This is a genomic window from Christiangramia qingdaonensis, assembly GCF_048381525.1.
Taxonomy (GTDB): Bacteria; Bacteroidota; Bacteroidia; order Flavobacteriales; family Flavobacteriaceae; genus Christiangramia.
The window spans coordinates 1-15,290 of record NZ_JBLWIM010000010.1 but is presented as its reverse complement, the minus strand read 5'-3'; the positions used below and the strand labels follow the sequence as shown (position 1 = coordinate 15,290).

17 protein-coding genes are annotated in these 15,290 nt (G+C 31.3%); all 17 read left to right on the top strand.

Annotation, left to right across the window (positions count from 1 at the left end):
* The first annotated feature begins 108 nt into the window (after nt 1-108).
* The 17 genes from ACNI3T_RS04915 to ACNI3T_RS04835 all read left to right on the top strand — a co-directional run bounded on the left by ACNI3T_RS04915 (nt 109) and on the right by ACNI3T_RS04835 (nt 15,169).
* Nucleotides 109-570 carry a hypothetical protein gene (locus ACNI3T_RS04915; RefSeq protein WP_418226872.1) on the top strand — a complete coding sequence of 154 codons (462 nt, stop codon included), beginning with the start codon at nt 109-111 and terminating at the stop codon, nt 568-570.
* 1,223 nt (nt 571-1,793) lie between these two features.
* Complete coding sequence (locus ACNI3T_RS04910) at nt 1,794-2,900, top strand: SIR2 family protein (RefSeq protein ID WP_418226871.1); 1,107 nt, start codon at nt 1,794-1,796, stop codon at nt 2,898-2,900.
* 148 nt (nt 2,901-3,048) lie between these two features.
* The gene (locus tag ACNI3T_RS04905) at nt 3,049-3,618 is read left to right on the top strand and encodes a hypothetical protein (RefSeq protein WP_418226870.1); all 570 of its coding nucleotides are present in this window, start codon (nt 3,049-3,051) and stop codon (nt 3,616-3,618) included.
* A complete protein-coding gene (locus ACNI3T_RS04900) occupies nt 3,615-3,998 on the top strand; it encodes a hypothetical protein (protein ID WP_418226869.1) in 384 nt (127 codons plus the stop codon). The genes ACNI3T_RS04905 and ACNI3T_RS04900 overlap by 4 nt, the downstream gene beginning before the upstream one ends.
* Nucleotides 3,999-4,113: 115 nt before the next feature.
* Nucleotides 4,114-4,764, top strand: a complete 651-nt coding sequence (locus tag ACNI3T_RS04895; protein ID WP_418226868.1) for a hypothetical protein — start codon at nt 4,114-4,116, stop codon at nt 4,762-4,764.
* A 133-nt stretch (nt 4,765-4,897) separates the two neighbouring features.
* Complete coding sequence (locus tag ACNI3T_RS04890; RefSeq protein WP_418226867.1) at nt 4,898-5,563, top strand: EndoU domain-containing protein; 666 nt, start codon at nt 4,898-4,900, stop codon at nt 5,561-5,563.
* Between the two features lie 147 nt (nt 5,564-5,710).
* A complete protein-coding gene (locus tag ACNI3T_RS04885; RefSeq protein WP_418226866.1) occupies nt 5,711-6,148 on the top strand; it encodes a hypothetical protein in 438 nt (145 codons plus the stop codon).
* Nucleotides 6,149-6,303: 155 nt separating this feature from the next.
* Nucleotides 6,304-7,029, top strand: coding sequence for an ankyrin repeat domain-containing protein (locus ACNI3T_RS04880; protein WP_418226865.1), 726 nt, complete (start codon nt 6,304-6,306; stop codon nt 7,027-7,029).
* A gap of 161 nt (nt 7,030-7,190) precedes the next feature.
* On the top strand, nt 7,191-8,030 hold the full coding sequence (locus ACNI3T_RS04875; RefSeq protein ID WP_418226864.1) for an alpha/beta hydrolase: 840 nt from the start codon (nt 7,191-7,193) through the stop codon (nt 8,028-8,030).
* A 137-nt stretch (nt 8,031-8,167) separates the two neighbouring features.
* Entirely contained in the window at nt 8,168-9,082 is a 915-nt protein-coding gene (locus tag ACNI3T_RS04870; RefSeq protein WP_418226863.1) for a TlpA family protein disulfide reductase, read from the top strand.
* Between the two features lie 676 nt (nt 9,083-9,758).
* Nucleotides 9,759-10,928 (top strand): hypothetical protein, encoded by a 1,170-nt coding sequence (locus ACNI3T_RS04865; RefSeq protein WP_418226862.1) that lies wholly within the window; start codon nt 9,759-9,761, stop codon nt 10,926-10,928.
* 207 nt (nt 10,929-11,135) lie between these two features.
* Nucleotides 11,136-11,762, top strand: coding sequence for a hypothetical protein (locus ACNI3T_RS04860; protein WP_418226861.1), 627 nt, complete (start codon nt 11,136-11,138; stop codon nt 11,760-11,762).
* 298 nt (nt 11,763-12,060) lie between these two features.
* Complete coding sequence (locus ACNI3T_RS04855) at nt 12,061-12,696, top strand: hypothetical protein (protein WP_418226860.1); 636 nt, start codon at nt 12,061-12,063, stop codon at nt 12,694-12,696.
* Between the two features lie 181 nt (nt 12,697-12,877).
* Nucleotides 12,878-13,303, top strand: a complete 426-nt coding sequence (locus tag ACNI3T_RS04850) for a hypothetical protein (protein ID WP_418226859.1) — start codon at nt 12,878-12,880, stop codon at nt 13,301-13,303.
* Nucleotides 13,303-13,659 (top strand): hypothetical protein, encoded by a 357-nt coding sequence (locus ACNI3T_RS04845; protein WP_418226858.1) that lies wholly within the window; start codon nt 13,303-13,305, stop codon nt 13,657-13,659. Before ACNI3T_RS04850 ends, ACNI3T_RS04845 begins: the two co-directional genes overlap by 1 nt.
* 170 nt (nt 13,660-13,829) lie before the next feature.
* Entirely contained in the window at nt 13,830-14,300 is a 471-nt protein-coding gene (locus ACNI3T_RS04840) for a hypothetical protein (RefSeq protein WP_418226857.1), read from the top strand.
* Nucleotides 14,301-14,464: 164 nt separating this feature from the next.
* On the top strand, nt 14,465-15,169 hold the full coding sequence (locus tag ACNI3T_RS04835; protein WP_418226856.1) for a hypothetical protein: 705 nt from the start codon (nt 14,465-14,467) through the stop codon (nt 15,167-15,169).
* Nucleotides 15,170-15,290: the final 121 nt, after the last annotated feature.

The window sequence follows — 15,290 nt, the reverse complement described above, 5'->3', positions numbered from 1 at the left end:
TAGAAACCAGGAAAGAAAATAGTTAATCCGACAAGTCCGCGTCCCTACTCCCGTAACTTGCGATAACCGTAACCGTTAGGTGCAAGCGGATCGCGATTGTAACAAAGAATGAAAACAGATAAATCAGTATATAAAATAACTAAAGCGGCTATAGATCGATTAGAGCCGAAAGAAACGGACTGGAAATTCACTAGCCTGATAAATCCAGATTCAGAAAAAATTATAACTGACTTTGATTTAAATGCAAATGAAATTCCAATCATTGAAATATCTGACAAGCAGTCAAAAACTTTAATTTCAACAAGAAGAATTTTAGAAATTGATAATTCCAAAAGAAGAGATATAAAATTTCAAAATATAGTAAGTTATGATTGTGGGGATTTTAAAAGTGAAATTGACAATCCAGAATTATCAAAATTCACAACAATTGATTTGAGAAACAATCGACAAAATTTTCAAATTGAAACTGGAAAAGCTGCAATCGTAATTATGACAACTTTAAATACAATAAAAAATCTGACTAAGCCGCCAGCACCTAACAACGGTTCACCGCAAATAACGGGTAGCTAGATGAAAATTGTTATTTTAGAGATCAATTATTAAATCAACTAATCCGACAAATCCGCGTCCTTACTCCCGCAACTTACGGTAACCGGGACCGTTACCTGCAATAGCTCAGAATAAATTGAAAGACAAATTGACAATAGAAAAATTACAATCAGATATAAAATGGTGGGAATCCAAAAGATTGATCTTTAATATTTTGGTTGGAATTTCTGGAATTATAGCCATTTATAAAGCTTCAAAATTAGATAATTTTTATTGGAATAGTCTGGATACTTTTAATACAATACTCTGGATATTAGGAGCAAATATTTTTTACAGTTGTGGATTAATAACAGAAATATTCAATTGGTATTATTTCAATGAAAAATTTAAATTAAAGATTATCCGGCGAGTTTTATTTATAATAGGATTGTTATTTAGCTGTCTATGGACATATTTTACTGTGTGGCTGAATTACGCATATACAAACTTTCCCTAGTCAAAACCGATAGTAAAAGAATATAGACTACATGATTCGAACAATCGCTACAGCAGGTAACAACGGTTAATCGCCAATAGACGGTAGCTTTAGTAGGAAAATAATTAACTTAACCAACAATCAAATACTAAGCCGACAAATACGCGTCCCCTACTCCGCCAACTGGCGATAATCGAAACCGTTATATGCTATTGCTCCGCACAATTTTAGCTACTAAGAACAATAATTCTTCTAATCTGACAAGTATGTAGATGTAAGCCTTCATCTGACAAATCCGAAGTAAGAACTTTTAGTAAATCGATAACTTACAAAATTCAGATCCGAAATGAGGTTATACATTTATCGTTCAATAGAAATTTCATAGGAAAGAACGCTGATATTTAATTGAATATTTACGCTAAAGAAGTTTCAATTGAAACTGGAAAAAAATTAAAGTGCGGCAAACTGGAGTTTCCAACGGATCGCTAAAACAACGACGGACGCTCACTCTTTCGCAATGATTTCAGTTAAGAAGATGATTAGAGATTTAAATTTTGGATATTCCCGACAGCGGCAAATCTCCCGTTCTTACTAGGACGTATCGCAACAGCATATAACAACGAATATTCGCAATTGTGGTCATTTGAAATAAAATAGTATTTTTAGAATCCAACTAACATAAACCTAAGCCGACAAATCCGATTACGTACAACCACAACTGACGATTATTCGAAACCGTTATGCACAAGCGTTCAAGAAAATTTCCAAAATGAAAAATATAATAATTGGCAATGGAATAGATATTCAATTTGGAGGTGCAGATTACACTAACAAAAATATAATTGAAAGAGCTTTACTTAATTTAAAAACTAAAAATTTCTCAGAAGAAGTCTACACAAAAGAAATTGAAACTTGGATTTATACCTTACATTCTATAATTCCTGAAATTTTAAATAATGAGTATGATCAATTAGCTGTTTTCGATTATGAAAAAAGTGAACTAGAAAGCTTTAAGAATAATTATTCTACAAATAGGGAAATATCGGATATTGGATTTGAAGATTACTTCTTACTTAATGAATTACATTGTAGAAAACATAGAATTAAAAATCCGGAAAGATTTTACTTCCAAGAGTTTTTAAGGCGTTTATTTTTGGATTCTATTTACAATGATGGGAAAATAAATGAAATACATAAATCGTTTCCAAAACATATTGTGGAATATCTCAAATCCTTCAAAAATATTTTTACAACAAACTATGACAGAAATATTGAAGCTTCCATAAACAATAAAGTATTATATCTACACGGAGCATTTCATATTTTAAGCCAAACTTATGATCCAAATAGTTTGAGAAATAAATTATCAGATCGTCCTTCCGAAAAATATCCAGTAATTAAGGGATACGAACATACTTTTTCAACTGCAATAACAGGTAGTTCTGGAAATTTTAAAGAATTTTCCGCTACACAATCCGAACTAGCAAATTCAGGTTTTGAAAAATTTGTAAATGGTTATAAAGAAGATCCTGAGATAAAAGAAAAAATAGAAGCTTTTAAAAATTCCGATGATGCACTGATTAGAAATTTTTATGAAGTAATCCAATTAAAATTAAATAAACCTGATTTAAAATTCTCGATTGATTTCGCAATTAATGAATTGAAGAAAGTTCAGGGCGAAATAACGTTTTTAGGACTATCACCAAATAACGACTCTCATATATTTAAAATAATTAAGGATAATCCTTCAATTGAAAGCATTATATTTTATTACTTTCAAGAAAGTGAACAAAATTTAATATGTTCATTTTTTGATAATAAAAAAGTAAAAACAAAGAGTGTAAAAAAGTTTTGGAGTAATAACGCCAGTGCATAACAACGGTTCATCGCCAATAGACGGCAGCGTTGAAAGAAAATAATTAACTTGACCAACAAACCAATCTTAAGCCGACAGATCCGCGTCCCCTACTCCGCCAACTGGCGATAACCGAAACCGTTAGGGTAAATTTTTAAACAAAAATTTGATGATCGAAAAACCACAAATCTTAACATTAAATTTAAAAAAAGAAGTATATCAAAAATTATCTGAAAAGTACAGTGTTTATGAAGGAAGTATCGGAAAAATCATAGATACCAAGAATACAAAATATGATCATAAATATTGTTTATTAAATCGTGATTTTCCTCCAAATCTACATGAGTTTGATATCGTTATAATTGACTTTTCGAATAAGGAAATTACCGAGTATATAGAAGAGGATAATATAAGATCTAAGAATAAATCAGCAAACAATATTTATCTACTATGTGAATATCCTCAAACTATTCTTGACACGCGTGCTCTAGCATCACACGTTCTTTTTGAAGAAATAAAAAGTTTGATGAAAAAAGATGCTGCAATAATTGTTTTTCAAAGTGAAGATGAAAAAATTGAATATCAATTCGCTGAGGAAAATGGACAACATCCACGAAAAAAAGGAGTTCAAACTTGTACATTATATGAATTTGCTCATCATATTATTCCCTTATCAGCAAATAAATTTGGGGAAAAAACAACTATAATACCAAGTGATGGGATTTCGCTAATTTTTTGAATAAATACAATTCAGAATTTTCATATAAAAATATATTCTATCACCCTTCAATATGGGAAAAAGAAAACCAGATACCTGATCCAAACTTTTATCCAATTGTACAAAATTTAGATGAGGAAATTGTCTCCTTTGCTTACTACTTAAACCCCTGTTGCCTCTATTTATTTCCAGCCTTAAAAGATAATTCAAATTTTATAATTGAATTTTTAGAAAGTGTTGCACCAGCCTTACAGCCTAAATTATTTCCATATTCAAATGAGCACAAATGGATTAATAATGAAGATTATTTTTTACCTAATTATGAAAAATTTTTACAGGAGAAAAAGCTTCTTAAAGAACAGTATCTAAAAGCAATTAAAAAAAAAGGACAAAGAAATTAGCAATAATTATGAACAGTTTAATTTTCTCCATGAAATTCTAACTGAAACAAGTGATGAGTTAGTTAATGCAGTTATTAAATTTTTGGAATGGCTGGGATTCGAAAACGTAGTAGATATGGATTCTGAAATTGATGGTATTAAAGAAGAGGATATACAAATAGAAAGTGATAAAGGGTTATTGGTTATTGAGGTAAAAGGAATTGGGGGAACAAGTAAAGATTCAGAATGTAGCCAGATATCGAAAATTAAATATAGGCGAGCAAGAGAAAGAAATAAATTTGATGTCTATGGTTTATATATAGTTAACCATCAAAGACATATTCCAGCAAAGGAAAGAGAAAATCCCCCATTTACTCCCCAACAAATACAAGATGCATTAAATGATGAAAGAGGACTTTTAACAACTTGGCAATTATTCCGACTTTATCATACTATATCTAATGATATCATTACAAAAAGTGAAGCGAGAAATTTATTATACTCCTATGGATTAATTAGCTTTAAACCTGAGAATTTAACTCAATTAGGCGTAATCGAAGAGGTTTTTCAAAAAGGAAAAATTTTTATTTTAGAAATAGGAGAAAACGAAATTTCAATCGAACAAAGCCTATTCGTAGAGAAGAATAACGAATTTAAAAAAATAGTAATACAAGATTTGCAAGTAGACGGAGAAAGTGTGAAAAAAGCCAGCAATTCAGAAGTTGGAATTAAAAGTGATGAAACCGTCAAGAAAAAATCAAAAGTCTGGATAAAAAACTTACCCTAACATCGGTTAATCGCAAATAACGGGTTTAATCGAAAAAGTGTAATTTTAGAAACCAGGAAACAAAAGAGTTAATCCGACAAGTCCGCGTCCCTACTCCCGCAACTTGCGATAACCGTAACCGTTAGCTGCAAATATGGAAGAATGCTTTTTCTATATAGTAGAAGATGTACACAATACTGATCGAGAAGGTATGAAATCTCCGATTCGTATTTTTGAAGTTCCTAAAAGCTTTCCTTATTTGACACAAGGTGAAGGTCCATTTAATTCCTTGCGTGGATTAAAAAGAAACTCTTTAATTTATAAAAAGCTTAAATCCAATAATCCTAGACTAGCTCAGAAAGTAGAAAAGAATATAGTTAAACCAATTGATTTTATACCTGTACCACATGGCACTTCGTATAAAATGGATTTCATAGAAATATTTATTCATGCAACTAAAGGCCATATCAAAAAAGGGAAAGTTCAAGGTTTACATTTTTATAATCCAGATCGAGTTGAAATAATCAATGAAGAAGTTTTAGATAATTCTACAGGAGTTTGGAAAGCAGAAGTCAAATTTTACGATAAGAAGAATGACCGATGGATTACTAAGGATAATCCTTCAACTTTCTTTCCTAAAAATTGGACAAGAACACAGCTTTTTCATGAATGTAACTATGCATACGACAAAATGAAAAAGAAAGATGATAGCAGACATATTTATATATCCGAAACTTATTCAAAAATACCAGTTGAAATTATTATGAAGAATGGAAAATTAGTTTCGATTTATCCTATCGTAAACCATATCAGCAGCTAACATCGGTTCATCGCAAATAACGGGTAGTTTACTGAAAATGGTTATTTGAGAGACCAATTATGGAAACAACTAAGCCGACAAATCCGCATCCTTACTCCCGCAACTTGCGATAACCGTAACCGTTAGGATGCAATGCAACAGAGTTAGATGAAAGAACTTAAGCAATTAAAACTTCTATTAATAATTTCTCAATCATTGATACCAATTGCCGCTGGACACGGATTTGGAATTTTACTTCTTTTTGAAATTATAAGTCCAATCAGAATATTCCAGGACGGAATTTTATTTGATTTCAACGCGGACTTTCAAGATAGATTAATGTTTGTAGGATTGGTATCACTCCTGAGTAAATTAATCCTTATATCAAGTCTGATACTAAAGAACTCAAAACTTAAAAATTTATTTACTATTACTGGAGTTTTAATTCTATGGTTAGCAACATACATTCTAACTAAAAATCCGGGTAAAGATTCTTTATCTAATTTACCGATAATGACAAGTTCAATATCATTAATCTTATCGGCAATAGTCCTGTTTAAAGTAATGAACAAAGAACTAAAACTAAAGAAGAAAATTATAGCTTAGCACTGCACCTAACATCGGTTCATCGCAAATAACGGGTTTTCTGGGAAAAAGTGTAATTTTAGAAACCAGGAAAGAAAAAAGTTAATCCGACAAGTCCGCATCCCTACTCCCGCAACTTGCGATAACCGTAACCGTTGTAGCCAATTATTTTAAAAATGAGTTTCCTAACCAACCTTTTCAAGAATAATCCAAGTTCTAAACAATCAGATTTAGATAAATCTTTAATTAATGCTTTAATTCTCAATAATAGAGAGCAAGCAATTGAAGCGTTAGAAAAAGGTGCTAATCCAAATTCGTTTTCGGATCAATATCTTCCCGCAATTTATATTGCAGCTAATCGAGATCAATATGAATTAGTAAAATTATTGATTGATAAAGGAGCTAACGTAAACAAAAAGGGATCTTCAAAAAAAATGGATATAAAAGATGGTTTTGCTTTAATGACATCTTCAGCAAGAGGTAATTTAGATATAACCAGATTGCTAGTTAAAAATAATGCGGAAATTGACCAAACCGAAAATACTGGTTTAACTTCTTTAATGTCTGCCAGCTTTAGAGGGAAGGATTTAATTGTGGAATATTTAATCAAAAAAGGAGCTTCAATAGAACAAAAAGACAATTTTGGATACACAGCATTAATGTTTGCCGCAAATGCAGGAAAAATCAGTTGTGTTGACATATTGATTAGAAATGGTGCAAACGTAGACGCAAGTGATTTAGATGATTCTACACCAATTATGTTTGCTTCACAACATGGTTTTAATGACGTTGTGCAACTACTTCTAAAAAACGGAGCCAATAAATTTAAAAAGGGAAAACACGGATTAAGTGCTATAGAATTTGCGAAACAGAATAATCTGCGGATACTATCAAAATCTTAGAACAAAAATAACTGGCAACAACATCGGTTCATCGCAAATAACGGGTATTACAGAAAAAGTGTAATTTTAGAAACCAAGAAAGAAAATAGTTAATCCGACAAGTCCGCGTCCCTACTCCCGCAACTTGCGATAACCGTAACCGTTGTAGCCAATTTTATAACATGAAAATATATTTAATTTTTTTTATAGCTCTACTGACATTTTCCTTTTCAAATAGTCAATCCTTAGTTGAGGAAGTCAGCGTGAATGACCTCAATATTGGTAAAAGAATTGAAATCAAATCAAACATTTTAAAAGAAAACCGAGTTTTAAATATTTATCTACCACAAAGTTATGAAACAGACTCTTCAAAAGCTTATCCAGTAATCTATTTACTTGATGGTTCTAAGAATGAGGATTTTATACATATAACCGGAATTGTTCAATTTGGTTCTTTTTCCTGGATTAACATGATTCCTGAAAGTATTGTGGTAGGTATTGCCAATACTGATAGAAAAAAAGATTTTACATATCCTTCAAATAACAAATTAGATCAAGACGAATTTCCGACTTCGGGAGAGTCAGAAAAATTTATAAAGTTTTTAAAGCAAGAAGCGCTACCATTTATAAACGAAAAATATAGAACTACTCAAACGAAAACGCTAATCGGTCAATCGTTAGGTGGACTAGTTGGAACTGAGATACTTCTTAAAACACCACATATATTTGACAATTATATTATAGTAAGTCCAAGTTTATGGTGGGACGATGAAAGTCTGTTAGAAGAAGAAATAGCAGATTTTGATAGTTCTAAGCAAATTTATATAGCTGTTGGTAAAGAAGGAGAAGTAATGGAAAGAACAGCAAAAAAGTTGTACAAAAAACTGGACGACTTGAAAATGCTAGAAAGTAAAGTTTATTTTGATTTTTTAGAAGATAAATCACATGGAGACGCATTACATCAGGCGGTGTATAATGCATTTGAATTATTTTCTAATAAAACTGGCAACAACAATGGTTAATCGCCAATAAGCGGCACCGTTAGAAAGAAAATAATTAACTTAACCAACGAACCAATACTAAGCCGACAAATCCGCGTCCCCTACTCCGCCAACTGGCGATAACCGGGACCGTTAGGCAAAATTTTTAACCATGAAAAATGAATAATTCTAGAATGATAGGATCAAAAGTAATTTTTATAATTATGTTATTTTCTTACGCTGTACAGGGGCAACATGACGAACAAAGAGCAGCAGCTACTATTCAAGTAAAAGAAATGATTAATTTTTACAATGATAAGAATATCTCCGAATATGTAGATTACTTATTACCTGCATATTTTGGCAACAACAAAAAAGCCAAGGATGATTTGATAGAAATGTGGAACCAAATATTGAAAAATGATACTGACAAATTTGAATTAAAAAAGCTTTCATATCTCACTAAATCAAATAATAAATTTCAATCGTTATTCGAAATAAGTTTTCGAGATAAAAGAAAAAGTTTTATAGCAGGTGTTTCTGATAATCAAGGTAAAGAATGGAAGTTCTCGCAGTCAATGAATAATAATATACAATTTGATCAAATACTAGAATATATTCCTGATTATGATATAAGTTTTTCTATTTATATAGATCCAGACTTTGGCAAACGAATAAATTATAACATTGGAGATATTATATCACCTTTTAATTATAGTGACATTTATGGTAATGAAATTTCGTCGGAATCTACCAAAGGTGATATTATTGTACTAAATTTTTGGGGGACTTGGTGCGCGCCATGCATTAAAGAAATTCCAGAACTAAATCTATTAGTAGATAAATTTAAAAATGAAAATGTAAATTTTATTGCTCCTGCGGTGTCTACATCAAAAGAAAATCTGATGAAAATTTTTCTTCCTAAGCATCCATTTTCTTATAATATAGTTTTAATTAACGGTGACGAATATCAGATAACCTCATTTCCAACTCATATAGTTATTAATCTAAACAAAGAAGTGATAAATATTATAAGAGGATATAGTAAAGAAAATATAAAAAAATTAGAATATTCTATAGAAAAGGCGCTATAAAAACTTTGCCTAACATCGGTTCATCGCAAATAACGGGTTTTAAAGGAAAAAGTGTAATTTTAGAAACCAGGAAAGAATCGTAACTAAGCCGACAAGTCCGCGTCCCTACTCCCGTAACTTGCGATAACCGTAACCGTTATACACAAGTGCTCCGCAACGATTTTAGCTACTTAAAACAATAATAATCCAATCTGAAAAATTCGATTTTAAAAGCTTCAATTGATAATTCTCAATTAAGAATCTTTTGTAAATCCTAAACTTAGAAAATCCTGGTTCTATCGAAAATTGTAAAAGATCGTTCAGGAAAGATTTAATAAGTAAAGAAGCTTTTGGTAGCTGCTCAACAACAAATTAGCTACTAAGAACTTCATCATAAAGAAGCTTAGTACCAAGAAACGGACGCTTACTCGGGCGCAATAATTGTAACCAAATGAGCAAGATTTTTTACGAAAGTTAGAGTATTCCCGACAGTGGCATATCTGCGGTTCTCACTCGGCTCTGTCGCACCAGTGTATAACAACGAATATTCGCAATTGTGGCCATTTGAAATAAAATAGTATTTTTAGAATCCAACAAACAAAAACCTAAGCCGACAAATCCGAATACCTTCAACCACAACTGACGATTATTCGAAACCGTTAGCTGCAATGATTTTTGATAATTTGAAAACATAATTTTGAGAAAATTTCTATACACAATTTCTGCTATTCTTTTTGTAATATCAGTTCAAAGCCAAACAGATTCTTACAAGGAATCGGTGTCTTTTGATAAAATCATAGAAAAATTCCAGAAGACAAAAGGATGGAATGTTTTAGCCGGAGAAATAACGGACTCAGTTTGCGAATCGTGTCTCTATAAAACTAAAGAGTTTTCGGTTTCTATTAGCGAAAAACCTATCTATTTAGAAATGGATACAATAGTAATTAGCAATCCGTATTACACAGATGATTTCGATGATTGGGATGATAATTATATAAATTTTCCGAAATCATTTTCCACAATCTATAAGGATAATCTGATATCACTATTTGACAATGGTAAATTCGTATGTCATAATTTAAAAGATAATTCAAGAAATGAAGAACTTGAAAAAAACCTTAATACGAAAAGATTCAAATACCACTGGGTTGTAGATGGTAAACTATTAGCGAGGACAAAATCGATTCTATTTAGGAATTTATATCAATGGAATGGCGAGAATTGGGAAAATTCAGATATAAAGATTCCCGTGAAAAATCAACCAATTTTATTCTCCGATGAAAACTATATCGTATATCGTGAATGTGACGGTGAATTTGGAGGAACGATTTTCTTCTATAATCGACAAAGCAAAAATACTTTTTATACAGAGTCTACCTGTGCAAACACGGTATGGAAAGAAAATGGCCAATATCTAATCCTTTCACATTTAGGTCATATGCAGGGAACTTCAGAAATAAAAAAAATAGCCAATCCAACGAGATTAGCTAAGGCAAGTAGGAATCAAATCAGAAATTCTCAAGGAGAATTAGGATATCAAGATAATTCAAATGAATTTTCTAATGAATTAGAACTTTATGGAATCCAATTTTTCTCTACTTTCAAACTTGAAGATCGACAATTATATCTAGTAAATCTTAATGAAAGCACATTTCTAGCAGAAGTTGATGGTAATGAAATAAAAATCGTAAATCCTTTACTTAACAATGATAAATACACTCACAATCCAATAACTAAAACATATGGAGATTATAAATTAATCAATATGGACTTTTATCATACTGCAAAGAAAAGAGAAGTGACTATAATGATTATAAAAGATGGAAAGGTTAAATTATTAGATTGGAACGAAAATCACAGCAGCTAACAACGGTTAATCGCCAATAAGCGGCACCGTTAGTAAGAAAATAATTAACTTGATCAAAAAACTAATACTAAGCCGACAAATCCGCGTCCCTTACTCCGCCAACTGGCGATAACCGAAACCGTTGCCCACAATTATGAAAAAAACATTACTTTTTTTAATAATGATTCTACTTGCCATTCCCGTTTTTGGACAAGATCAAAAAAAAAAATGCAAAGTACTGTAATAAACATTTTAGGAGCGAACGTTTATGAACAACCGACTTTTGGATCTAAGACACTGACAAAATTAGTTGTAGGAGAATTAATAACTATAGAGAAACAAATTCCAAGCAATGAAAGGTTTCAAATTGGACCTGGATTCTCGATTCCCGGGAACTGGATTAAACCAGAAAGTATTGACGGTTATATTTTCAGTTCTGATCTGACCGATAAAGAAGTGGATACAGGATTGAATAAATTTGGACAGCATTTTATTAATTTAAGAGGAAAACTATTAAGCACAGAAACGGAGGAAAAGCAAACGGAGACTCCTATGGGAAACTTTCCTAAATATTTTGAATTCAAGTACTATGAAAATGGAAACTACACCTATATAGAGTGGGATGGATGTTTTGATCATATATACGAATACAAAAATCTTTCGGTCAACGAAGTTTATCACCAAATGGTATCTGACTACAGTAAATTGATAAACGAAAATGAAATTTCTGTTCCTTCTTTTTTCGAAAAAGTTGATAACAATGTGAAGTTTGAAGGAGTTGGAGCAACCCAAGATTTGACTATTGAATACAAAGAAAACGGAATATCAGTAGTGTCATCATACGATTGCACATAAAAACTGTGGACAACAGGGGTTAACACAAATACGGCAAACCAGTCAAAAAAATATCTAAACCAGATTTTAAATTCTCAGATATAAAGTATGGTTGCTATTCAAAAAGTGGTGAACATCAAGTAATTTGCAAAAAACGAGATTAGGGAACATAACTGTGGGCAACAACGGTTAATCGCCAATAAGCGGCAACGTTAGAAAGAAAATAATTAAATTGACCAACGAACAAATATTAAGCCGACAAATCCGCGTTCCTTACTCCGCCAACTGGCGATAACCGAAACCGTTGTGGCTAATTTTTATGAAAAGGACAATCACCATAATCATAATAGTTTTTACCAATATAGTTGCCGCTCAAAAAGTTGATTATCACCTATATAGTCCAACTGCATCAAGTTGGGATATAGTTGAATTCGGTCTATATGACACTACTGGACACAAGTTTTTACTTAGAGAAACAATTGATGAGAAAGGAAGAGTTAAAGAGCTTGAATTTTTGAAAAATGGTGAATTGATTAATGACGTATTGTGCTACTTAGCCAACAGAGTTACGTTTGAATATTCTGAAAACAAAATTATTGAAACATTATACTACAACGACCAACCACTATTAGCAGACTGCGAGAATTACTACAAAACCATTTATTATTTAGATAATGAAGACTACATTTTCAAAACCGAGTCATTTGCTAAATATGACTTCAATAAACTTGAAAATGATGAAATTGAAGAAAGAAAAAAATGGATTCCAGAGCGAATTATTACCAGGGATTCTATTGGCAAGAATTTACAAATCGAATATTATTATCATTCTTTCGCAAAGTTAAATGGTGTCTACCCTGTAAATCGAAGTTATGAATTCATCGAAGACAATTATTATGGTGATGAACCTGAAATTTTTTCGATTTTAAAAGGAATAGGAAAACTAAAAAACTAGCCACAACAACGGTTAATCGCAAATAAGCGGTACCGTTAGTAAGAAAATAATTATCTTAACCAACAAACCAATACTAAGCCGACAAATCCGCGTCCCTTACTCCGCCAACTGGCGATAACCGGAACCGTTGTAAACAAGAGCTCCTGAAAGACTTTCTATTCTAAAACGAATCCGTAAAATTATGATTAACAGTAAAGATGGAAGTTTAAATTTGAAAGAATTTGAACTAAAACCATTTTCAAAATTTGAATTAACAGACCAATTTAAGGCAGGGAACATCCAAGAAATAAGAGATATTAATAATGGCTGGAAATGGTTAGATGTTATTAATTTAAAAATAGATAATCAATATTTTAAATTGTCATTAGGATATTTTGAAAATAGATTGAATTTAGTTTCTATGGTATTTCAAGAAACTCAAATGGATGAAAGTTCCACTTGGAAAAATTGGAGTGAAAAGAATGAAATAAAGAACCAGGAAAAATTTGAGAAATGGTTAAATAAAGAAATAGGAAAACAAAGAAATTTCAATTGGGGAAATATTGATTCATCATATGATTCAAAATCAGGATTTTCCTCGATTTACATCAATTACAAGGAAAATTAATGGAAATAGTTTTAACCAGAGATAGTGTACATATGAGCGATGATACAAATGCGCCACATAAAAAAGCCATATATATAAAAGATGTGTCTATATCAGGCTTGTACAAAGCGATAAGAAAAGTAAATTATTTACCGACAGTACAAGGCAACTGTTCTTGGGGAATTATTGGTTATGGGCCTATAGGAATAATAGTTCAACAATGGAATGAGGTCAGACCTCTACTTTCTGGTGATATATTATTAGAATCAGAACTTGAAAGGACTAATAATAGATTACATCTTTGTTGTTTTGGGAATATGGATACTAAACATATCGAAGAAGTATTAAATAATTATTCAACCGTTCAAGATTATTGATATTTAGGTATAGTCGCTCCATTTTACAACAACGGTTCATCGCCAATAAGCGGAACCGTTAGTAAGAAAATAATTAACTTGACCAACAAATCAATAATAGGCCGACTAATCCGCGTCCCTTACTCCGCCAACTGGCGATAACCGAAACCGTTGGGCTTAATACAGAAAATTTGAAGAAAGAACTTATAATATTGACTTTATTATTTCTACACAGTTGTAATCCAAAAAAATATGATTTCAAACTTGACAACAAATGGGTGCTCTTAACTACAGAAATAAATAATGAAGATATAAAAGACAGAATAATACATAATCAATTACTGTCCTTTACAATTAGAGATAAAAAATTCTATCCAGCTATAAGATTCAATAATTCTGATTCAACAGTTTTAGTTCCTGGAAAAAATAATACTAAAGAAATTCTCTACTACTCTACTGATCAATCCTTTCGTAATTTAAAATTCTATAAAAAAGAAAACAGTACTGAAAAATCTTTTCTTGATAGTCTATTTGTAAATTCATTTACAATAAAAAAAGATAATAGAAATGGTGATGTAATTCTTAAGTCAGAAAACATTAAAATTAGAATGATGCCTGCGGAAAGATTTGCCAATCGAATAAAGGCAAGTGAGTTAGATTAATGAAAGTACTAAGCCCAACATCGGTTAATCGCAAATAACGGGTGTTGTCGAAAAAGTGTAATTTTAGATTCAAGGAAAGAAAACAACTAAGCCGACAAGTCCGCGTCCCAACTCCCGCAACTTGCGATAACCGTAACCGTTATATGCAAGCGGATTTTAACATTATGAAGTACTACTTAGGATCATATTATTTATACAAAATAGAACCTGCTGATTTTGGAACAATTAAAGGTTCTAAAATTTTTACATGCAGTAGCTGTATAAATAAATCTTATTTAGATTCCTGGTCAATATCGTGGTCAGAAGATGGGAAAAATATCAGTGATATTATTAGAAAAGAATTCAAACTTTCAGAAGAATTGATAAATAAAATTCACAAATGGACAGATAATAAATTAGAGCAAAATAAAATTGGTTGGATAAATAACTTTTATGATCTAAACACAGTTCTAGATTATAAAAAATCTTTCTTTAAAGAAGAAAAAGAATTACAAATATTGAGTATCAATTTTCCAGAAACAGAAAAAAATCAAGCATTAAATATTTTATCACCGACTAATAAAAAATTTGGTGAAATTGGAATTTATCAAAATTTAAAAAAAGAAATTAAAGAGAATACCAAAGAGGAACAACTTGGATTTGATCTTATTGGGATAGAACCAAGTGGAGATTTTCACTCATTTCACTGTCATGATTTAAAAGATGAATTGATTTCAGAATTTGGAATTAAGATTAACAACAATGGATTAATTCAGGAAAATAAAAATTGGAAAGAAATTGTAAATTACATGAACCATGATGATAATGGATTCGAACCAGTTCCTTGGTTTTTCGTTAAGATAAATCAAGTACAAACCGCCAGCACATAACAACGGTTAATCGCCAATAAGCGGTAGTATTAGAAAGAAAATAATTAACTTAACCAACAAACCAACACTAAGCCGACAAATCCGCGTCCCTCACTCCACCAACTGGCGATAACCGGGACCG

Coding starts and splice junctions, on each gene's coding strand:
- ACNI3T_RS04905 (WP_418226870.1), top strand. CDS start 3,049: ATGATCGAAAAACCACAAATCTTAACATTAAATTTAAAAAAAGAAGTA.
- ACNI3T_RS04875 (WP_418226864.1), top strand. CDS start 7,191: ATGAAAATATATTTAATTTTTTTTATAGCTCTACTGACATTTTCCTTT.
- ACNI3T_RS04880 (WP_418226865.1), top strand. CDS start 6,304: ATGAGTTTCCTAACCAACCTTTTCAAGAATAATCCAAGTTCTAAACAA.
- ACNI3T_RS04910 (WP_418226871.1), top strand. CDS start 1,794: ATGAAAAATATAATAATTGGCAATGGAATAGATATTCAATTTGGAGGT.
- ACNI3T_RS04855 (WP_418226860.1), top strand. CDS start 12,061: ATGAAAAGGACAATCACCATAATCATAATAGTTTTTACCAATATAGTT.
- ACNI3T_RS04845 (WP_418226858.1), top strand. CDS start 13,303: ATGGAAATAGTTTTAACCAGAGATAGTGTACATATGAGCGATGATACA.
- ACNI3T_RS04835 (WP_418226856.1), top strand. CDS start 14,465: ATGAAGTACTACTTAGGATCATATTATTTATACAAAATAGAACCTGCT.
- ACNI3T_RS04850 (WP_418226859.1), top strand. CDS start 12,878: ATGATTAACAGTAAAGATGGAAGTTTAAATTTGAAAGAATTTGAACTA.
- ACNI3T_RS04860 (WP_418226861.1), top strand. CDS start 11,136: ATGCAAAGTACTGTAATAAACATTTTAGGAGCGAACGTTTATGAACAA.
- ACNI3T_RS04895 (WP_418226868.1), top strand. CDS start 4,114: ATGGATTCTGAAATTGATGGTATTAAAGAAGAGGATATACAAATAGAA.
- ACNI3T_RS04885 (WP_418226866.1), top strand. CDS start 5,711: ATGAAAGAACTTAAGCAATTAAAACTTCTATTAATAATTTCTCAATCA.
- ACNI3T_RS04890 (WP_418226867.1), top strand. CDS start 4,898: ATGGAAGAATGCTTTTTCTATATAGTAGAAGATGTACACAATACTGAT.
- ACNI3T_RS04870 (WP_418226863.1), top strand. CDS start 8,168: ATGAATAATTCTAGAATGATAGGATCAAAAGTAATTTTTATAATTATG.
- ACNI3T_RS04915 (WP_418226872.1), top strand. CDS start 109: ATGAAAACAGATAAATCAGTATATAAAATAACTAAAGCGGCTATAGAT.